This window comes from Paenibacillus sp. D2_2 (assembly GCF_031199965.1).
In the GTDB taxonomy this organism is placed as follows: Bacteria; Bacillota; Bacilli; order Paenibacillales; family Paenibacillaceae; genus Fontibacillus.
Genome location: NZ_CP133605.1, coordinates 2,322,291 through 2,341,675, shown reverse-complemented (window position 1 = coordinate 2,341,675; position 19,385 = coordinate 2,322,291). Strand labels below are relative to the sequence as shown.

Here is a 19,385-nt window from a genome sequence, read left to right as displayed (position 1 = left end):
AGCTAAGCCCCCTTGTCATCAGATAGGGATGACGGAGGTAAATAATTATCTGAGACTGCGGATAATGCTCCACCAAGCTCCTGTAGAGCTTCCAGCATAGTCCCACGTTTTGCTCCCATGCGACCAGGCAAGTGAATTCGACGGAAATACCGAAGCAGGTCATGCTCATTCCATGAATCTGCGAACCCAGTATCATAACAGATGCCATAAATCGGAATTTCACAATTATAGTACCGTTTGATATTTGCGATATTCCATTTGGCCTGACGATCGTAGTTACGGAGAATGATTCCTTTTACCTTATTCCTTGAGACCTCAGAACAAGATCGATAATATGCAAAAAATGGGTCAAGTCCGATACGATTCTGTTGAAGTACAGGCAGCAGCAGCACCTCTTCCGCTTCTTCAACAGGTAGCGACATGCCGCTCCGATGCAGGAATACGAATTCATACACATCCTCCGCTACTGCATATAACTGTTGCAACAGCGCAGCGTCTGCCTGCCTGTTCAGTCCTCCACTAGCACCGGGGATGAGGTCAAGACGACTGTTAATCAACGGTCTTGTATAGTCCACAAAGTTATACCGTGATATGCGCTGAGTGATAAGAAGCCGCAGCAAAGCTTCCGTCCCGGTCTCCGTAATCTTCGAGCTATCTCTATTAACTGCAGCGTCATACACGGGAAATCCTTGCTCTACTCCATGCCCGACATCCTCTTCATTAATCAGCAATACACGCCGTCTCTGGTATAGTGATGTTACAATGGCTATCGCCGCCGCGATATCCTCTGCACCGCTATAACCGTAATCCCATATAACAATTCGACTCATATGACCCTCCTTTTTGCGCTGCGCATCGCCCTTTTTGTTTCGTTTCTAGTCCAGCCTGTCAACTGTATAATTAAAGATATCAAGGCTCTTCTATAAGAGCTGGTGATTCGATGAATATGAAGCATATGCTCATGCCCGTTCTCATAATGGATGGCCGCATTAAGCTCATTCCAGGGGATGCACGCAACCTCTGTATTCCACTCTATCGGTAAATCATCTGCCAGACTTATCATGTAATCTGCGGTCAAGTAGCTCTCCACCGTTCTTATCAGAACAGGATGAACACGGACGCCTGCCAGTTCCGGATCCGAGCGAAGCAATTGTCTGAACCAGTCAGCACTTCGTTCCACCTCATAATGATCATAGGTGGTCACCCATATAAACTGATCCATTTGCGAGCATAGCCCTCTTTCTTCTGGCTGATCCAACTCATAATCGTAAAGTACATAATCATAGCTCTCGTCCCTAATACGGGTTGCCTCTGGCAATCCAGTTCCTTCTTCTGTAGTTATTAGCTTCCCACTGGTGATATCAAAGCCACAGAACTCGATTAGCGGTAAAGCGGCCTCTCTGTTACGAGTGAGATATTGATATTTGCTCTCGGCCGTTCGATCCACTAGCAATACACGCTGTCCGGACGCAGTGAGCAGCTTACATATGTAGAGGATAAGCTCCCGCTTATCGCTCACCCCGGCGAATAGCCAACGTTTCATCCGATCCCCTCCAAATAGACCTTGTCAACCCACCAAACCACCCGATTCCTGTTACTATCACTTCCCAGCATCGAGCACAAATGAATCGCTCCCCTCCTGCGAGGTGCGGACCGAAGTAGAAGTGGATTTCTGGCTCATAAATTCAGCCGCACGCTGCGACGTGACCGACGCCAAATCGCCCTCCAGTCCCGCTCTTATCGTAGCTGTCAGTGCGTGCTCCGCCATATCCACAATATTCGGATCCTTTCGAATCACCTGAAGCACGGCATCGCTTGGCGGATACGTCATTATAGCTTCCCGTTGTAAGTACGGCTCCACATACTTAAGGGCATAAATAGATGCCTTATGTAAATAAGCGTCTACGATCCCACTGGACAACAGCAGAATCTCTTCTTCATTGAGGGTTGACGTAACAACACCGGGAGAGAGTGATTCAACCCGCTTCTTGGACAGCAGAATATAATCCTGTCCGGTCGGGAATTGAATCCGAATGTCGACGACATCCTTCTGCTTCAATTCACCCGGCAACTGGATGAAGCCCATCTCACGATAACGAAGATCGTCTGAGACTGCCCCTCCTCAAATAACAAAGAGTCGGTAAGCAGCGTTTTGGGAGCGACCGTAATTTTGGCGGCCTTACCAACGATATTCTCAGAGGCCTTCAACCAATCACCCGGAACGCTGTCCACAGGAAGCACAATCGAAGTCAGATCCTGTCTCGTAATGCGTTCTCCAGCTGGAATTTCCCGCGATAAGGTCCAGCCGGTGACAACATTACCGGAAGCCTGTTTCATCGCGGATATTTCAGATTCGTATTGCTTAGTCACGGATGTACGTACCTGCTCCAATTTGTTTGAAGCATGGATCGCATAACCTACGAAGGCAATACCGACGATTCCAGCACCGACAATTCCGGCATATATAAATTGCCTTGTCCGTTTTCTAATCATTTACTATCTCACTTCTCCTTCACTACTTTCTACTGGATAACCAGAATCCACGTTTGACCGGACGAATGCCTTGAGGTAGCACTTCACTACATGCCTGGAGCAGTGCCATCTCCATGGCCTGTCCGGGACGAACGGATTGCTATCGGCTGGTAATGCATAGACCTGCTTTGTATCCAGTGTTCTCTGCAGCCTGCTAACCTCTGCTCCAGCCACAAACGGAAGACAGTACACCGGCGATTGCTTGATTTGACCTGGAGCAGCGGCAGCGAACAGCTCCAATTCATCAACCCTCCACACAGCAGAAGAGCCTACAAGAATCGCCAGATCCGCCCTGACATATTCCTCAAGCAAATCCTTACGCCTGCTTGAACCAAGATCACAAATTATGTAGGTGTAGTCCTTTGCGAATAGATCAAGCATCTCAACTCTTGAGCTGGTTCTGATATAGTCAACTCCCTCAATACGAGCACGACGGTTAGGCAACTGTCTGGAATGTCTCCCCTCATCCCCAAGCCTATGCAGAATTCGTTCCAACGCTGTTGCCCGGGGATCAAGCTCCATCACAGCAACCCTTCGAGAATATCTGGCCAACGAATGAGCCAGTGAAATCGCTGTATGCGTTACCCCAACTCCCGGCCCGGTTCCCATCACAGCGATAACAATAGAACGACCGGGAAATGTACCCTTTTCACCTTCTTGTTCTTTACCCCTGGCCTTAATGCCTTGAGACTGTGAACGTTCGAGCAGCTTAGATAAGGCAGTTCCCGCATCCTGTGCTGTTTGGAACCTCTCCTCCGGATGGCTGTGTAACAATTTCTCAATAACAGGACCTAGACGTGAAAATCCATTCTTGGCAAGCAGAGTCATTGCCTCTGATGTGCATTCCATATACTTGCAATGGGTCCCCAAATAGAGCAGCACCGCACCTAAGGAATACAAATCCGCCCTTCCATCACTCTGACGGCCACCATATTGCTCCGGCGCCGCGAATCCAATCGTCCCCAGCTTGATCGTATCCTCGATACCGTTAGGCCGAAATTTGCGGGCAATGCCGAAATCAACAAACCGAATCTCGCCCTTACTGTCAATCAACAGATTTGAAGGCTTTAAATCGCGATGAATAATCGGTGGTTTTCGGCTATGTAAGTAATGCAGACCTTCGCATATTTGCATGCCAATCCCGACCAGTGTTTCCGGCTTGAAGCTAGAGCCTAACTGCCGCACATACTTATCAAGATGTACCCCTTCGATATAATCCATCACAAGATAAGAACGATCTCCGTTTTCACTAGACCAGAAATCAACGATCCGCGGCAGACGATGGTGATTCATTGCGATCAAAAGTGCTGCCTCCTCCTCCAATTGCATCTCTCTAGGCACACGGTCCGTCATTTCCTTGATCGCCCACAGCTTACCTGGAAGCTTTAAATCTGCAGCTAGATACACATGACTCATGCCACCCTGTCCGATCAAGCGCTCGATCCGGTATCGTCCCGCAATAACATCTCCTTCAGCAAGCATCGCAATATGCGGCAAGCGATAACCTCCTTTGCAACACAAAAGGGAAAGCAATCACGTTCAGCTCGGACTAGCCGAGACTAAACGGGATGCTTTCCCTATTGTTATTCTTGTATAATTTTGGAATCAGTATAGCATAAACTTATAAGAAGTAAAACTCTTTTTTTAGAGGTTGTTCAAAAAGTCCACTCAGTCCCTAGCTTCATCCAACCTTCTCGGTGCTGAAAACCGTACTTTTTGAACACGCACTTTTACAATAATTAGTTCATGCTATTAATATTTAATCATATATAGTGTAATTTCATCACGGTTATGGAACAGCTGTTTTGCGCGCTGTACTTGCATTTGCGATGCCTCAAACAGCGAGATAACTTCCTGAATAAGCGCCATCGGTTTCTTGCTCATCAGCTTGACAGTAACGACTGCTGTTCCGCCCGGTACGAGCGCATACAGCAAATCGATGACCATTTTTGCCGTCTGTTTCGGATTCCAGCTCATATCGCACACGAGTAAATCGAACTGTCCTTCACGGAATTTAACGCTGTCCGCATTTTTTCGGATATGCGTCAACCGCGGTGAATCAAGTATCGATGGATGCATCTTTGCCGGATCTACGGCCGTTACCTTAAGACCTCGCTCCAGCAGGAACGAGGACCATCCCCCTGGGGCAGCCCCGATATCAAGCGCCTCATGAAAAGCCGAAAAATCGATATCAAAGACTGATTCTGCTTCCAGGAGCTTAAACTTCGCCCTTGAAATCTGCCCTTCCTCACGCTGGAAACGAATTGCTCCACCATTCCAGTCTGATAAATTCTGCTGCGGCGTTGAGATTCCCACCAGGACTTGATCCTTCCCAATAAATACAGATACGATCAAATCGGCATCTCTCACCACAAACTCAGCTTTGGATTCATCCAGCCGTGCTTGAAGCATATCTTTGAACGAAAGCGCACTCTCCTGCCACAATGAGCCTTCAGATTTCCGTGGCTGGATAGCTACCTTAGCCCCATTGATCCGCCCATCAGCAAGAAGGTACTCTACAAGCTCATCCTCCCAAGCCCGGTTCGAATTCTCTACATCAACCGTCCACTGCCAACTGACTGGAAACATATGACGCAAAAATAGAGGCTGCACCTCAGCAAAACGTCTCTCAATCTCCTGTGACTCAAACGGTAGAGTAACCAGCAATACCTCTCCAGATACAAGCACGGTACTCTTCACCGAGCCAAATAATCTACGCAGTTCCTCCTGTGCGTACGGAGCGAATCCATGATTCGCCGTACACACGTATCGGGTCGACGCTACGACCTGCGTAGCATCAGTATTTTCTTGTATGTGAATATTCAAGTTGTGCAACCTCTCTTACTTTCCAGCACGCTGCTCTGCCTGACGCGCGATATCGTCCAAACGCTCGAACGGAATCGGACCGTTATGCAGTACTACGTGCTCCGGTTTATTCTGATACAGGATTTCGTACATACTTTTTTTACCGCAACTACTCGATGTATGCAAATAGATTTCACGGGGGTATAGACCCTCCTGGGCGATAGTAACAGCCACTTCAGTGCCGGTTTTCTCATCTACACCCATATCGTGATCTAGCGATAAAATATCTACTTCAGTCAAACGCAGCAACTCAATGCATTCATCCACCGAGCGCGCTAATGTAAACCCTTTTGGACATTGTCGGAAATCGTCCATATATAGATGAATCACGTTCTTCTTCCTTTCCGCTGTTATTCCAGCACTAGCTCTCCGCCCACTGCCTTACCAGCTCCATATCCTCTCTATACGTTCCATCCGCTCCAGTAGCGGTCTCTAAAATTAATGGCACACGTCGAATGGCATCCATCTGTAGCAACGTTCTAAAACCTGATTCTCCTATATATCCTTGCCCAACTCTGGCGTGTCGGTCCTTACGTGAATGCAGCGGATACATGGAATCATTAAGATGAACCACGGACAGAGCTTCCCAGAATCCCAGCCGCTGTGCCTTATCCGCAAAATCATCCTTCTCACCAACCCACATTCCCGATGCAAAAGCATGACAAGTATCAAGGCAGAACCCGATATGCTGCGGAGTATCACATAGCTTGCGAATCTGAACCATCTCTTCAAGCGTCATTCCCATGTCCCCATGGTCCCCCGCCTGATTCTCGATCAGCAACTTAGTCTGACCTCGCCAATTTGCAAGCACTTTATTTATACATTGTATAATATTTTGATAACTTTGTAAGGGGTTTCCAGCCTTATTTGTGCCAAAATGAACTACTATTCCAATAGAACCGCAAGCTTCTGCAATTTCCAGATCGTTACGCAGCGAGTCTACTACTCGATGGAAAAGTCCATCCTCGTTACTCGGCTCAGCGGCTAAATTACTCGGATAAGGCGTATGTGCCACTGATACGATATGATTCTTGAGACAAAGCTGGCGGCATGTTTCTGCATCCTGTGCATTAAAGGACTTCACCGACAGACCTCTTGGATTTTTGGGGAAATACTGAAAAGCCCCTGCTCCAATCTGCAGCGCCGCCTTGGCAGCACCGGAATATCCATATCGAATGCTGAAATGTCCGCCGACCTTAATCTCATCGATCATGCTGACAACCCGGACTGTAGAACACTTTGCGCCCGCCCATCTCTGCCTTTATAATCTGATCTCCACAGCGGGAACATGTCTCCCCACCCCGATCATATACCTCGCAAATATCATTAGCGCCGCCCGTTAAGGTATCCCCTTTAATAACAGGCATCTCCATATATCCTCCAGCTTCTGTTGCCTTAATCAGCACTTCTTGCATCGCAAGGTACAGACGTGAGAAGTCTCCCATTTCGAAATTTTGCAGCTTAGCTGATGGCCGTAGTCCAGCGGCAAAGGCGATTTCATCCGCATAACAGTTACCGATCCCTGCAATAATATCCTGATTAACCAAAGCCGTCTTCAAACTGCTACGCCTATTCTGCAGAAGACTGATGAATCTCTCTTCGTTCATTCTCCGCCCGAGTGGCTCCGGTCCCAGATGCGACAGCGATTCTTCCGCTTCCTTGGCACTGAGGATATGTAGATAGCCAAGTCTTAATCCCATGAAATATAGGACAAGATCGGAACCGAAGGTAATCTCAATCTGTGTATTCCGCTCCGGTCGATCGTCGGAAGATCCCAAATACAATAATCCACCAAGCATTAAATGCAGTAAAAGACGGCGTCCGTTATCTAAATGGAACAAGAGATGCTTTCCGCGGCGCTCCACAAATACCACTTGTCTGCCCAACAACTCGGAACGGAAAGCTTCTCCTTCCACGTTGATCGATTTCTCGCGATTTACCATCACAGAAGTAATCGGTAAATCTAAGATATGCTGTGATAGTTGTACTTTATAATTTTCCATTTCCGGTAGTTCCGGCATGGCTCATCTTCCCTTCATTCTCATGTTAGAGGTAGTTCAAAAAGTGCCCTAGCTTCATCCAACTGAGGCGTTTAGAAAAAACGCACATCGAAAGCATAAGCTTCGGTGCTGAAAACTGATCTTTTTGAACACTTATTTAAATTACCTTTTCTCACACACCAGCTTGCGAATCTCATCCAGGTTCTTGCAGATCACATCAGGCTGAATCCCTGTGCTGATAACATACTCCTCCAAGTTGTCCTCGGTAGTCACGCCAGTTAGTGTCAGAATCGTGCCACAACCCGCATGGACTCCTGCAGATATATCCGTCAGCATATTATCACCAATCACAGCGACCTCTTCATTACGAAGACCCAGCCTGTCGATCGCGAACTTCATCAGTATTCCCGACGGCTTACCGATAACGATCGGCTCACGGCCCGATGCCGCTTTGATAGCTGCGGCGATAGTACCAGCACCGGGCATCAGTCCATCTTGTGAGGGCAACTGCAAATCAGGGTTAGTCAGAACGTATCGTGCCCCCCCGAAATCAACCGAGCCGCCTTCGTTAATTTCTCATATGTAAAGGAACGGTCAATCCCCTGAACTACTACATCGGGATGCTCTTCATCACACTCTAGTCCCGCCTCGCGAAGAGCTTCCAGCAGCCCATACTCACCGATCGGAGCCACTTTGCTACTCGGGTACTGCTCAGCGATGTACTGCGCAGCAGCTACAGCCGAGGTGCATACGTGATGTTCATCGGCTGGAATTCCCATTTGCTGCAAATGGGTGGCAACCTCCGCTGGAGTTCGTGATGAATTGTTCGTAACGAACAGATAAGGAATATCAGCATCCTGGAGATCGGATATTAATCGGTCTGCTCCAAGTATCATACGGCTTCCGTGATATAAAGTTCCATCCAAATCTATAAGATAAGCCTTCCAGTCGGCTGTTAATTTGCTCATCGTTTTATCCTCCTCTGTATCAAATATCATTGTACATGGAAAACAAAAGGACAAGCAAATTTCCGAACATTCCGTTGTCAAAATAATCAGTAATCGGGCCGTGATTCTGTCAAACTTTCGCATGATCCCGTCATGCCGCGTCGAACAACATCGAAGACGGATCTATCTTATTTATAGATATAGCAAACTTTGCAATCGCCTGTCAGATCCTGCGCTTTCCCGGAAAATAATTCATTAGAGCACTGTAATCTCCCACCCTACTCTTCCCCGTCAGCACGTGTCACAGGATATATAACATGTTCCCGGGCTAGCTCAGAATTCGCAAAAGTCTGCTGCGCTTCAACAAGTAAGCGGTGAAGCTGTTCCTCAGATTTATATCTTGAGCTGAAATGAGTAAGATAGAGCTGCTTCGCACCTGCCGCCTTCGCTGCTTCGGCAGCCTGCTTTGCAGTGCTGTGATGATAATCATAAGCCGTCTGTGCCAACTCATTGAGAAACGTAGATTCATGAACTATAGCGTCTGCACTTTCTGACAGACTAATGACAGCCTTACATGGACGGGTATCTCCGAGAATCGCTACAATCCTCCCTTGCTTCGGACTCCCCAGTACTTCGTCCGGCGTAATAATAACACCATCCGGTGCTTCCACGCTCTCTCCCGCTTTAGCCTGCCATATAGCGGACCCGGCTTAATGCCGTGACTGCCTAGCAAAATAGAATCGAGCTTACCCGGGAGATCTTTCTCAATGACTCGATATCCATAGCTCGCGATCCGATGATCCAGCAGTGCGGACTCGACGCGAAAGGTCTCATCCTCGAACAATTCTCCACCTTCATGTTCGACGATATCTAGCCGATAATCGATCCTCGACTCGCTGATACTCAGCGATGTTGTTATATATTGCTTTAACCCAGGCGGGCCATATATAGTCAGCGGAGTGTTCCCCCTGGTAAGCTCTGCTCGAGATGAGCCCTGGCAGTCCGAACAGATGATCACCATGCAGATGCGTAATGAAGATCTTCTCCAGCTTGCTAAGCTTAAGGGGCGAGCGAAGTATTTGATGTTGCGTACCCTCTCCACAATCAAACAACCAGAAGCTGCGCCGTTCGTCGAACAGACGAAGCGCCAGGGACGTTACGTTGCGCTCCAATGAAGGAACCCCTGCATTCGTTCCCATGAAATACAATTCCATGACTATAACCTCCTTCGGGCGTTAGTGCCCTCAAATTGCCGAGAACCCTCCGTTAGACGGAGGGTTCTCGCAATTAATCATCTTAGGCTTTATCTACATTAAAGTATTGAGCCTGCGGATGAGCAAACACCATGGCAGAGACTGAAGCCTCTGGCTCCATCATAAATCCTTCGGTCAGCTCTACGCCGATATCCTCAGGCTTCATAATTTCAAACAGCGGCCCCTGATCCTCAAGATTCGGACATGCCGGGTAGCCGAAGGAGACCCTGATACCTTGATAGCGAGCGCCATGACGCTGCTTCATCGTCATATCCTGCGGATCCGGGAAGCCCCAAATATCGCGCATAATATGATGTACCCGTTCCGCAAGGCCTTCTGCTGTCTCCAAGGCGACAGATTGCAGCGCATGGGAGCGCAAATAATCTCCGCTGTCCTTCCATTTCTCAGACAATTCACGAACACCTTGTCCAGCTGTAACCACGAGGAAGCCCACATAATCCATAATACCACTGTCCACCGGCTTCAGGAAATCCGCTAGACATAAGTACGGTTCAACCTGTTGTCTTGGGAAGCTGAAGGTTTTGAGTACTTTACTATGATCTGCTGGGTCATACACGATAATATCGTTGCCTGACGATTGAGCCGGGAAGAACCGATACATTGCATTCGCACGGATAATTCCGTCACGTGTCGCATGCGCTAGAATCTCATCTACCGTCTCCTTCAGTTGAACAGCCTTCGGGTCACCCTGAGCAAGCAACTGCTCGACCGAGCCTCGCAATCCTAAATGATGTCCCAATAACATCTGCATATTAATATATGGAATAATGTGCTGAATCGGATAGTCTCTTAAAATGTGACGCTCCAGATCAGGTGGCTGATATACAGGCACATCAAGTGATATTTTCGAGCGTTCAACCCGGGTTAACTGTGGCAGCGGTGCCTTCTCAGCAACTTTAGAATCCGCTTCTTTCTCCGCTTCCATATCAAGTCGCATCTTCTCACGTTGTTCCTTATCCATGAGCTTGTTGGCCAGATCTAGTCCATCCATCGCATCCTTGGCGTAGACAACAAGTCCATTATACTCAGGACGAATGCGTGTCCGTGTAAATTTGCGCGTCAGCGCCGCTCCACCTACCATGATAGGTACATCGATCCCCGCACCGCGTAGATCTTGTGCTGTGGCTACCATCTGTTGAGCCGACTTGACGAGCAGGCCGGATAATCCAATCGCATCAGCCTTCTCTTCACGGTAAGCTTCAATAATACGCTCCGGTGGTACTTTTATGCCCAAATTCACGATCTTGTAACCGTTGTTAGAGAGTATGATTTCCACTAGGTTTTTACCGATATCATGGACATTTCCCTTTACGGTCGCCAGTAGGATTTTACCTTTGACGGATGTCTCATTCTTCTCCATGAAATTCTCTAGATAAGCTACTGATGCCTTCATGACCTCAGCGCTCTGCAATACCTCTGCCACGATCAGCTCATTGTTGTTGAATAGACGTCCAACCTCTTCCATCCCAGCCATCAACGGGCCATTAATGATCTCAAGTGCACCGTAACGCTTCAACGCTTCATCCAGATCCGGGATCAGACCTTCCTTCGTGCCCTCCACTACATAAGAAGCGAGTCGCTCCTCAAGCGATAGGTTGACGGCCTTCTCCTTCTTCTCTACCTTCTTGTTACGGAAAGCAGCGACAAATGCAGCCAAGGTCTCATCATTCGTATTATAAATCAGCTCTTCCGCTAATTTGCGTTCTTCCTCCGGAATCGAAGCATAACGTTCGAGCTTCTCGGTATTCACAATCGCATAATCAAGCCCTGCCTTCGTACATTCATACAAGAAGACAGAGTTCAATACTTCGCGCCCTGCTTCCGGCAAACCGAAGGAGACGTTACTGATCCCAAGCACAGTGTGGCAGGCAGGTAGCGCCTGCTTAATTAGACGAATCCCCTCGATCGTCTCCTTAGCCGAGCCAATATATTGCTCATCCCCAGTACCAACCGGGAACACCAACGGGTCAAAAATAATATCCTCCGCAGAAAGTCCATACTTGTTCACGAGCAAATCATGCGAACGTTTGGCAACCTCCAGTTTATCTTCCCGAGTAATTGCCTGTCCCTTCTCATCAATCGTCCCAACGACCACCGATGCCCCATACTTATGGATCAGAGGAGTCACGCTCTCGAATTTTTCTTCACCATCTTCAAAATTAATGGAGTTAATTATCGATTTGCCTTGGCAGTATGTCAAAGCAAGATCAAGTACCTTGGGGTCCGTGGTATCGATCATCAGCGGCACTTTCACCTTCTTGGCTACGAGCTCCAAGAACAGCTTTATATCCTCTGCTTCATCACGATCCGGGTCCTGGACGCAGACGTCGATCACCTGAGCGCCATTTTTCACCTGAGCACGGGCAATCTCCGATGCTTCCTCATATTTGCCCTCTACAATAAGCCGTTTGAACTTGCGCGATCCAAGAACGTTGGTTCTCTCACCGATCATATATGGACGATTGTCCACTTCAACATAGACCGGTTCAATGCCGGACAATGCTGGAGGATGCTCGCCGCTGATTGTTCTTGGCTCATACTGGCTCATCTTATCGGCCATAGCGGCAATATGAGCAGGGGTCGTTCCACAGCAGCCACCAGCGATGTTCAGCCAGCCTTGCTCCGCAAATCCCGCCAGCTTCTGGGCCAGCGAATCCGGCGATTCATGATAGTTGCCGTTCTCATCAGGCAACCCGGCATTTGGATAGCAGCTAATTGCTGTTCTTGCCATATCAGACAACGTTCTAATATGATCGCGCATAAATTCCGGTCCAGTAGCACAGTTCAGTCCGACCGAGATCGGTTTCAAATGCTCCAGCGAGATATAAAAAGCTTCAATATTCTGTCCGGCCAACGTTGTTCCCATCGGTTCGATCGTACCGGATATCATCAGCGGCAATCTTGTACCGGACTTATCATAAGCACGGGATATTCCGATGCTCCCTGCCTTCACATTAAGCGTATCCTGTGATGTCTCAAGCAACAGCACATCAACACCAGCCTCGATTAATGCCAATGCTTGTTCCTCGTAGCTGTCCGTTAGCTCATCAAAAGTGACCCCACCAGTAACCGATAATGTCTTCGTCGTCGGTCCAAGAGCACCAACGACGTATCGTGGATGATCCGGTGTGCTATACTTATTAGCTGCATCAATTGCTAGGCGCGCAGCGGCTAAGTTAATCTCACGTGCACGGTCTTGCAGTTCGTATTCAGCAAGAACTATCGAAGTAGCACCAAATGTATTTGTCTCTATGAGATCGGCTCCCGCCTCTAAATATTGCTCATGAATATCCTGAATCACATCCGGACGGGTGAGCACAAGCATTTCATTACAACCGTCCAGATCTTCCCCACCAAAATCGGCTGGTGACAGGTCCCTCTGCTGAATCATCGTACCCATAGCCCCATCGAGGATTAATATTCGTTCTTTCATTCTGGACTCAAGACTCGGCTTACTCATGTTCTATCCCTCCCGCAAAACGTTAAGTTTTAGTGTATCAGAAGTCAGCCATTAAGAAAAGATGCAATTCCAAATCGGGAACCACGCGCCATGACTGACCTTAGGGTTAAATTTCAATAAACGTTTCAAGGGTCAGTATCAATAATTAAATCGAATCAAATTCTACTAACGGAGAAGTAAATATATGTATCCCAATGTATGTAATCGGATTATTAAACACGAACGAAATTACGCTTCGATTAGTTATCGTTCGTAATTGGCGACTCATTTCATGATTGCTATTAGTTTCAATATCACAATGATATACGCTATTCTTTTCATGTCCCATTGAAACTTGAAGCTTCTATAGACATAAATTCAGACTGGAATACGCCATTAAAAAAACTGCCCTTCGCATGAAGAGCAGCTTTCTTACAAGACAATTAGATTGAATTCTTATTCATGCACAGTAAATTCCTCTGAAGGCATCGAATGTTGATCTCTGGCCGTAACATGAGAGGTAACATGGTAGTTACCCGCCTCTTTGAAGATTTTCTCCAGCACGTAGCTTCCTTCTCCAGCACTCTTGACGGTTACCTTACTATGCTGGTCTTCGCTATCTCCGTCCTTCCAGATTTCAAACATGACCTCTTTGGCATCATCCACTGTCTTCCCTTGATAGGTCACCTTGGCCTCAAAGTGGACCTTTTCACCTACTTGAATCTCAGTCGGATTCACTTGAAGCCCCACCTGAATCGGTTCCATAGCCATGCTGTCTACGTGATTGGTAGAACTTTTATCTCCACAACCACTGATCACGATGAGAATAAGCGCAAATATCAGAAAACTCCAGCTTCTTCTTCGCATGTTATCTTCCTTCCTCATGAATCTTAAATGGCGAGGTCTTGAGAGGAAGTTCAAAAAGTCCGCTTTTGATCACGAAGTGAATCATGAAGTTATTCGACATCGAATCTTGAATTCAGCCGGGCCTTCCGGTGCTCACGTACAAACTTCGTACGCTCCGCTCCTCACGCCCTAGCTTCATCCAACTGAAGCGTTTTGAAAAAACGCACATCGAAAGAATAAGCTTCGGTGCTGTAACCGGCCTTTTGAACTTATATTTTAAGCAAATTCCGTAATAATTTGATGCAACTGGGATAAATGAGAGATTTCGTAATCCGGTACGATCTCATCATTACGGGTCTTCTCATCACGATTTATCCATACTGCGTGAATGCCTACGCTGAGTGATCCACGAATATCGGTCGTAAGCTTGTCCCCAACCATTAAAGTCTCTTCGGGCTTCGTTCCTAACTGATCAAGCGCGTGCTTGAAAATCGAGGAATCAGGTTTACCTTTGCCAAAACTACCGGAGATAATGATCTTATCGAAATAGGCAGAGAGCTCTGGCACCCCATCCAGCTTCTCTTGCTGCAGAGCAGGGCAGCCATTCGTAAGTAGAAGCAGCTTAAATTTCCCCTTTAGCTCCTGCAAGATTTGGAATGTTTCTTCATATACATAAGCGCGTGCTCGGCGTTCTGCAGCAAAACCTTCGGCAAGCTCAGCAGCCATTTCATCATTATCAATGCCTAAAGAGAGCATGCCACGACGCCAAGACTCCTTGCGATAGATCGGTGCCAATTGTTCAAGCTGACGGAATTCCGGCTGTTCGCCTGCTGAGAAGTTTGCCCACAACCCTTCAAAGGGGTTAATCCCGATCATTTTCGTAAAAGGAAATGTCTCATAGGATTCGTACAATTCCCTTGCTTCTCTACGGACAGCTGCTTCCAGCTCAACTGGGTTGCAGCCCGTTAGGGATTCAGCCTTACGGCACGTCTCCTCGAAAGCTTCTTTCACGCTTCGATCGTCCCAGAGCAATGTATCATCTAAATCAAAACATACCGCTTTAATGGCCATTCCGACCAAGCCTCCCTCTCCCATGACAAATGCATTATTTGCTATGCGCTCTACGGAAATATCCTATTCTCTCTCAAACGGAACATTGTGAGTGTGTGCGAACTGCTCTAGACGGTCTCCCATAGCTGTCGTATCAAACAAATTGCGAGTACGATAGAATACCCAGTTCGCATCCTTGATTTTAGGCACGATCATAATTTTTTTGCGACTTACTTTGATTTTTTTAATATTGCCCGCCTCTAGAAGTCGGTCGCGGTTGTATTTGGTTGTATATACCCAGTTCTTATTAATGCGAAGATAAGGTCTTCTCATGAACAAGGTGAAGGCAAGCAACAAATATAGCCCTATCGTCAGCCAATAAAGCCAAGAATTCATCTCTGCAGCATTACCGACAATGCCAACGGTTGAATATAGTAGGGCTATGAGCACCAGCACGCCCGGAAGGATCATATTACGTCCGCGGAAAATGTCACCATCCCCCGTACACCAAGTGATCTTCGCGGATCGGATGCTGTGCTTGTCGTAATCACAGGTCCTTTCCCTTTCTGGTTCAATCTTTTTTGATTGCGTTCTACTTTTCTGTCAAATGAACCCATACTCAGTCCTCCTCATATTAAATAACGCCTATCAACAGTATAAGCCTACAACAGGTCAAGCCAATCAAGCCTCACTCGTATCCGTAAGCCGCATGTTATGTATAGCCAGGCCCTAGGGCCGGCTTACTCCTCGACAATTTCGATTTGTTCTAGTCTTTGACGGAAATTCGCCCGGAAATTCTCGAGATATCTCTCGCGAAGCTTAGCTCTCTCCAGAATCTCTTCTTCCGTTAGTCCATCAGTTTTATGCTTACGGGCCAATTCATTGATCCGCGCAACAACAGATTCTATATCCATAAGTCCCTCCCCAAGTCGTTAATCTTTTATGTTACAGCTTGCATCCTCATATATTGGAAGATATTCAAGCCGTATTTACCACTCATGCAAAGCAGCAATTATTCATACTCTGACATGAGAAAAAGAGCTTGTCAAGGCACAACCGCCTGTAACACAAGCTCTCTTCATTATATAGTAATTTCGGTTCATCGTAAAACAGAATCGACGTTCAATCAGCAGGCCGGAAAAATCGAACAAGTAACTGATTACTTAGGAAGAACTAGTACCTCTCCAGCCTTTATCGAACTTACATGCATTCCGTTAACCCGCTTAATAGATTCTATATATCTTCTAATGTCTTTACCTTGAGGTTTATGTTCTGATGCGATCTCCCATAAAGTATCACCCGGCATAACAATAACTGTCTCCAATGGTTTCTTATTTACGCTATCATTAGATGCGGCAAAAGCCGAGACCACCCCAGTGCAGGTTAATAACAGCAGTACCAGCACCAGCATCGTTCTCTTGGCAGTTTTAGAAATACGGGAACCTTGAACCTCTGATGATAATATAGAAGATTTCTGGATTGACTCCGTATAAATACTTTTATATGTGCTATATTTAAGCATTTTCCTCATCTCCAAACAAGTGTTCTTATTACTGAAAATAATATAACACGAACACTTGTTTGATTCAATACTTTTTTCGAACATTCGTTCCCTAATTATTTTTACAGCATTCTTCGTCATAAATGGTCAAGATGGGTCAATAACGAGCAATGTTAGAACTTATGTTTGTACGAACGGTAGTTCTATGTTATAATTTTTCCAAACGTTACTAAGTGGAGTTGATTGGTTATGTCTAAGGTGTCCAGCCGCCAGCAAGCAATCTTGGAATTTATACGCAGCGAAGTACGAACGAAAGGATATCCGCCCTCCGTCCGTGAAATTGGAGAAGCCGTTGGACTAGCCTCCAGCTCTACGGTACACGGACATCTGGATCGTCTGGAGAAGAAGGGATTCATTCGACGTGACCCTACCAAACCGAGAGCAATCGAGCTTCTTGGCGAGGAATCCGAAAGCGCCGGTCTGTTTGCTCATTCGGTAGCACGCGTTCCTGTAGTCGGTAAAGTGACAGCGGGCGTGCCGATCACGGCTACCGAGAATATAGAAGATTACTTTCCGCTACCTAATCATTATGCGAACGATGGCGAGATATTCATGCTATCCGTAGTCGGCGAGAGCATGATTGAAGCCGGAATCCATAATGGCGATTATGTTATCGTAAGACAACAACAAACCGCGAACAACGGCGATATCGTCGTAGCAATGACTGAGGAGGATGAAGCAACGGTTAAGACCTTCTATAAGGAGAAGGATCATATCCGACTGCAACCGGAGAATCCTACTATGGAGCCCCTTCGCTTGAAACACGTAAGCATCCTTGGTAAAGTTATTGGCCTATTCCGAGATTTTCATTAGAATTGATTTATACAATTAATTGACGATTAAATGCAGCAAAGATCACAAAAAGCATCCCTGGTGGGATGCTTTTTAAATTGTAATTATATAATCCCTTCTCTCCTCCCTGGTTTTCAAACGCTCTGTCGAATCATTACAATCTAAACGTTCACTTGAGATCCTTGTATTAATCCTAGAACGGGCCTTTGTCTATTTTATTTCCAAACTCTAGGCGGACGCCCAATTACTTATATAGGCATATGCATAGAATGACGTATAAAATATTGGGAGGTAATTTTTTGAACGGTTATCCAATGATGTATCAAATGCCCAACATGTCTAATATGTCTAACATGCCAAACACCGCTAATATGGCTAATATGGCCAATATGTCTAACATGCCCCACAAGCAACACATGCCTCAATCTATCATTGTCCATCCCGTCGATCAATGCGTGGTTGAGTGTTTAATGTCCCTCATGGGTAAAATTGTTATTCTGGAAACAACACGCGGCAGACTCGATGGATGTGTCATCGATGTAAAACAAGACCATGTTGTGTTGGAAGAAAGACATAAGAAATTTATTGTCCGCATTAGCGAAATTGTTTGGATCATGCCAGAATAATCATATAGAGGGGGCTGCAAGCCCCTTCCCTCTCACATCACCTAAAAGATCGGACCACTTATGTCGGTGTCCAAAGGTAAAAAACAAATAACGAAGAAGTAAAATTTTCAGTCCTTTGGCTTCTCCATTGAGAGGTTCTAAGGACATTATTTATGTACCGAGAAAAACTTAAAATGCTATTCTATTTTAAATCCGGGGCTAATAACAAGCACATCCTCGATAAGATTTTCAATCCATGTTTATAGCATTGATTGAACGGCGCGGTATAGGTGATAAATCAACTTTTTGAAATGAATCTTCTTATTAAAAAGTTCCTAATAGAAATAATTATTAATTCTGGAACTAAGACAATAACTACAAATTGCAAGACAACTAGTGGTAAAGATGAACTAAAAAGCACTGCGAATTGACTCTCTTTATCTATTTCAACCACAAAATACCACAACGGAACCGTAACAACCCACATAATCAATGTTGAAACCATTAAATAGCGAATGTTTCTCCATAAAAAACAAAATATAAATGATATGCCTATTGGGACGATCCATGTGTCTATTTCTTCTCGGAAGCTCAATAATAAGAAAATTAGTAAAGGGTAGAGTAAAGTAATAATTAATTGAGAACTCTTGTTCGAATATAATCTCATAAATAGCCCCCTTCAGAAAACTAGTTGATATAAAAATACTACATGTCGTTAATCTTGTAAACTTCTGGTAGTTATGATAGATTAAATATGTAAATATATTCTATTAAAGGGGGATATTATGAAATATTACAAGTATTTATTTTCAGTCTTAGTCTTTTTTCTATTACTTTCAATTTCTTTAAGCGCAAACGCAGAAGTTGAGCCAAGAGCTGAACTTCCTGTTTACTACCCTGGAAGCAATGTTATTATGCGAGCTGGTGATATTGTCTACTCATCTAAATCGTTTGGTTCATCAACTGCTATCGTAGGACATGTCGGTATTGTAGGGTCTGACTTAAATGTATATCACGTCAACCCAGCAGCGGGTAATGCCGGGAAATCAGATGGAATTTATGCTTACTCAAGTAGACATGGTAAAGGTGAAACTATCAAGGTATATAGATCAGCTCACGGTGTGAAAGCAGCTGAATGGGCAGAGAATAATTATGCGAGTATATCAACCTATTATATACCATGGGCATCATGGGATAATTTTAAATTGGGTTCATTAGATCCAAACTACTGTTCAAAATTCATCTGGCAAGCATTCTATTATGGCAATAATAAAACCGACTATATCATTGGTTACTATGACGAGAAAAAGGAAGCTTATGTTACTCCATCTCAAGTCATTGGTAGTAATGACCTAACTTACGCTGGAAGCTTTATAACACCTTGATGTAGATAATGTGATTAATTAAGCAAATATCTACAAGTTCGGCAAGAGTCGTCCTTTTTAGGAAGGCTCTTTTGCTATTGAGGTTTGAC

19 protein-coding genes and 2 pseudogenes are annotated in these 19,385 nt (G+C 45.8%); 3 read left to right on the top strand and 18 right to left on the bottom strand.

Annotated features, from left to right (window positions below; all coding sequences use genetic code 11):
• Nucleotides 1–2 precede the first annotated feature (2 nt).
• From RE628_RS11880 to RE628_RS11795, 18 genes and pseudogenes are all read right to left on the bottom strand, one after another.
• A complete protein-coding gene (locus RE628_RS11880) occupies nt 3–830 on the bottom strand; it encodes a hypothetical protein (protein ID WP_309158878.1) in 828 nt (275 codons plus the stop codon).
• A complete protein-coding gene (locus tag RE628_RS11875; RefSeq protein ID WP_309158877.1) occupies nt 827–1,543 on the bottom strand; it encodes a hypothetical protein in 717 nt (238 codons plus the stop codon). Before RE628_RS11875 ends, RE628_RS11880 begins: the two co-directional genes overlap by 4 nt.
• 57 nt (nt 1,544–1,600) lie before the next feature.
• A complete protein-coding gene (locus tag RE628_RS11870; protein WP_309158876.1) occupies nt 1,601–2,086 on the bottom strand; it encodes a hypothetical protein in 486 nt (161 codons plus the stop codon).
• The gene (locus tag RE628_RS11865; protein WP_309158875.1) at nt 2,056–2,493 is read right to left on the bottom strand and encodes an SAF domain-containing protein; all 438 of its coding nucleotides are present in this window, start codon (nt 2,491–2,493) and stop codon (nt 2,056–2,058) included. The genes RE628_RS11870 and RE628_RS11865 overlap by 31 nt, the downstream gene beginning before the upstream one ends.
• Nucleotides 2,494–2,496: 3 nt before the next feature.
• Entirely contained in the window at nt 2,497–4,029 is a 1,533-nt protein-coding gene (locus RE628_RS11860; RefSeq protein ID WP_309158874.1) for a serine/threonine protein kinase, read from the bottom strand.
• Between the two features lie 255 nt (nt 4,030–4,284).
• Complete coding sequence (locus RE628_RS11855; protein WP_309158873.1) at nt 4,285–5,358, bottom strand: 23S rRNA (cytidine(2498)-2'-O)-methyltransferase RlmM; 1,074 nt, start codon at nt 5,356–5,358, stop codon at nt 4,285–4,287.
• A gap of 15 nt (nt 5,359–5,373) precedes the next feature.
• Nucleotides 5,374–5,712, bottom strand: coding sequence for a cyclic-phosphate processing receiver domain-containing protein (locus tag RE628_RS11850; protein WP_309158872.1), 339 nt, complete (start codon nt 5,710–5,712; stop codon nt 5,374–5,376).
• A gap of 46 nt (nt 5,713–5,758) precedes the next feature.
• A complete protein-coding gene (locus RE628_RS11845; RefSeq protein WP_309158871.1) occupies nt 5,759–6,610 on the bottom strand; it encodes a deoxyribonuclease IV in 852 nt (283 codons plus the stop codon).
• Nucleotides 6,600–7,418 carry an Fpg/Nei family DNA glycosylase gene (locus RE628_RS11840; RefSeq protein ID WP_309158870.1) on the bottom strand — a complete coding sequence of 273 codons (819 nt, stop codon included), beginning with the start codon at nt 7,416–7,418 and terminating at the stop codon, nt 6,600–6,602. Before RE628_RS11840 ends, RE628_RS11845 begins: the two co-directional genes overlap by 11 nt.
• Before the next feature lie 141 nt (nt 7,419–7,559).
• Nucleotides 7,560–8,365: pseudogene (locus tag RE628_RS11835) on the bottom strand (TIGR01457 family HAD-type hydrolase).
• A 257-nt stretch (nt 8,366–8,622) separates the two neighbouring features.
• A pseudogene (rnz, locus tag RE628_RS11830) lies at nt 8,623–9,558 on the bottom strand (ribonuclease Z).
• Nucleotides 9,559–9,640: 82 nt separating this feature from the next.
• Nucleotides 9,641–13,078, bottom strand: a complete 3,438-nt coding sequence (gene metH, locus RE628_RS11825) for a methionine synthase (protein WP_309158869.1) — start codon at nt 13,076–13,078, stop codon at nt 9,641–9,643.
• A gap of 435 nt (nt 13,079–13,513) precedes the next feature.
• Entirely contained in the window at nt 13,514–13,924 is a 411-nt protein-coding gene (locus RE628_RS11820; protein WP_309158868.1) for a FixH family protein, read from the bottom strand.
• 255 nt (nt 13,925–14,179) lie between these two features.
• A complete protein-coding gene (locus tag RE628_RS11815) occupies nt 14,180–14,974 on the bottom strand; it encodes an HAD family hydrolase (protein ID WP_309158867.1) in 795 nt (264 codons plus the stop codon).
• A gap of 63 nt (nt 14,975–15,037) precedes the next feature.
• Complete coding sequence (locus tag RE628_RS11810) at nt 15,038–15,424, bottom strand: hypothetical protein (RefSeq protein ID WP_309158866.1); 387 nt, start codon at nt 15,422–15,424, stop codon at nt 15,038–15,040.
• Nucleotides 15,421–15,570, bottom strand: a complete 150-nt coding sequence (locus tag RE628_RS11805; RefSeq protein WP_309158865.1) for a hypothetical protein — start codon at nt 15,568–15,570, stop codon at nt 15,421–15,423. The genes RE628_RS11810 and RE628_RS11805 overlap by 4 nt, the downstream gene beginning before the upstream one ends.
• A 123-nt stretch (nt 15,571–15,693) precedes the next feature.
• Complete coding sequence (locus RE628_RS11800) at nt 15,694–15,867, bottom strand: DUF896 domain-containing protein (protein WP_309158864.1); 174 nt, start codon at nt 15,865–15,867, stop codon at nt 15,694–15,696.
• 245 nt (nt 15,868–16,112) lie between these two features.
• Nucleotides 16,113–16,475, bottom strand: coding sequence for a LysM peptidoglycan-binding domain-containing protein (locus RE628_RS11795; RefSeq protein WP_309158863.1), 363 nt, complete (start codon nt 16,473–16,475; stop codon nt 16,113–16,115).
• Nucleotides 16,476–16,703: 228 nt separating this feature from the next.
• On the opposite strand from RE628_RS11795, the gene lexA reads away from it, so the two are divergent.
• The 3 genes from lexA (at nt 16,704) to RE628_RS11780 (ending at nt 19,296) form a co-directional block, all read left to right on the top strand.
• On the top strand, nt 16,704–17,327 hold the full coding sequence (gene lexA / locus RE628_RS11790; RefSeq protein WP_309158862.1) for a transcriptional repressor LexA: 624 nt from the start codon (nt 16,704–16,706) through the stop codon (nt 17,325–17,327).
• Nucleotides 17,328–17,605: 278 nt separating this feature from the next.
• Nucleotides 17,606–17,932 (top strand): DUF2642 domain-containing protein, encoded by a 327-nt coding sequence (locus RE628_RS11785; RefSeq protein ID WP_309158861.1) that lies wholly within the window; start codon nt 17,606–17,608, stop codon nt 17,930–17,932.
• A gap of 764 nt (nt 17,933–18,696) precedes the next feature.
• Nucleotides 18,697–19,296 (top strand): hypothetical protein, encoded by a 600-nt coding sequence (locus tag RE628_RS11780; RefSeq protein WP_309158860.1) that lies wholly within the window; start codon nt 18,697–18,699, stop codon nt 19,294–19,296.
• The last annotated feature ends 89 nt before the right edge of the window (nt 19,297–19,385 follow it).

What these genes read in the sequence shown, in the direction of transcription:
- RE628_RS11880 (WP_309158878.1), bottom strand. Translation starts at nt 830, where the DNA reads ATGAGTCGAATTGTTATATGGGATTACGGTTATAGCGGTGCAGAGGAT.
- RE628_RS11875 (WP_309158877.1), bottom strand. Translation starts at nt 1,543, where the DNA reads ATGAAACGTTGGCTATTCGCCGGGGTGAGCGATAAGCGGGAGCTTATC.
- RE628_RS11870 (WP_309158876.1), bottom strand. Translation starts at nt 2,086, where the DNA reads ATGGGCTTCATCCAGTTGCCGGGTGAATTGAAGCAGAAGGATGTCGTC.
- RE628_RS11865 (WP_309158875.1), bottom strand. Translation starts at nt 2,493, where the DNA reads ATGATTAGAAAACGGACAAGGCAATTTATATATGCCGGAATTGTCGGT.
- RE628_RS11850 (WP_309158872.1), bottom strand. Translation starts at nt 5,712, where the DNA reads ATGGACGATTTCCGACAATGTCCAAAAGGGTTTACATTAGCGCGCTCG.
- RE628_RS11845 (WP_309158871.1), bottom strand. Translation starts at nt 6,610, where the DNA reads ATGATCGATGAGATTAAGGTCGGCGGACATTTCAGCATTCGATATGGA.
- RE628_RS11840 (WP_309158870.1), bottom strand. Translation starts at nt 7,418, where the DNA reads ATGCCGGAACTACCGGAAATGGAAAATTATAAAGTACAACTATCACAG.
- metH (WP_309158869.1), bottom strand. Translation starts at nt 13,078, where the DNA reads ATGAGTAAGCCGAGTCTTGAGTCCAGAATGAAAGAACGAATATTAATC.
- RE628_RS11820 (WP_309158868.1), bottom strand. Translation starts at nt 13,924, where the DNA reads ATGCGAAGAAGAAGCTGGAGTTTTCTGATATTTGCGCTTATTCTCATC.
- RE628_RS11815 (WP_309158867.1), bottom strand. Translation starts at nt 14,974, where the DNA reads ATGGCCATTAAAGCGGTATGTTTTGATTTAGATGATACATTGCTCTGG.
- RE628_RS11810 (WP_309158866.1), bottom strand. Translation starts at nt 15,424, where the DNA reads ATGATCCTTCCGGGCGTGCTGGTGCTCATAGCCCTACTATATTCAACC.
- RE628_RS11805 (WP_309158865.1), bottom strand. Translation starts at nt 15,570, where the DNA reads ATGGGTTCATTTGACAGAAAAGTAGAACGCAATCAAAAAAGATTGAAC.
- RE628_RS11800 (WP_309158864.1), bottom strand. Translation starts at nt 15,867, where the DNA reads ATGGATATAGAATCTGTTGTTGCGCGGATCAATGAATTGGCCCGTAAG.
- RE628_RS11795 (WP_309158863.1), bottom strand. Translation starts at nt 16,475, where the DNA reads ATGCTTAAATATAGCACATATAAAAGTATTTATACGGAGTCAATCCAG.
- lexA (WP_309158862.1), top strand. Translation starts at nt 16,704, where the DNA reads ATGTCTAAGGTGTCCAGCCGCCAGCAAGCAATCTTGGAATTTATACGC.
- RE628_RS11780 (WP_309158860.1), top strand. Translation starts at nt 18,697, where the DNA reads ATGAAATATTACAAGTATTTATTTTCAGTCTTAGTCTTTTTTCTATTA.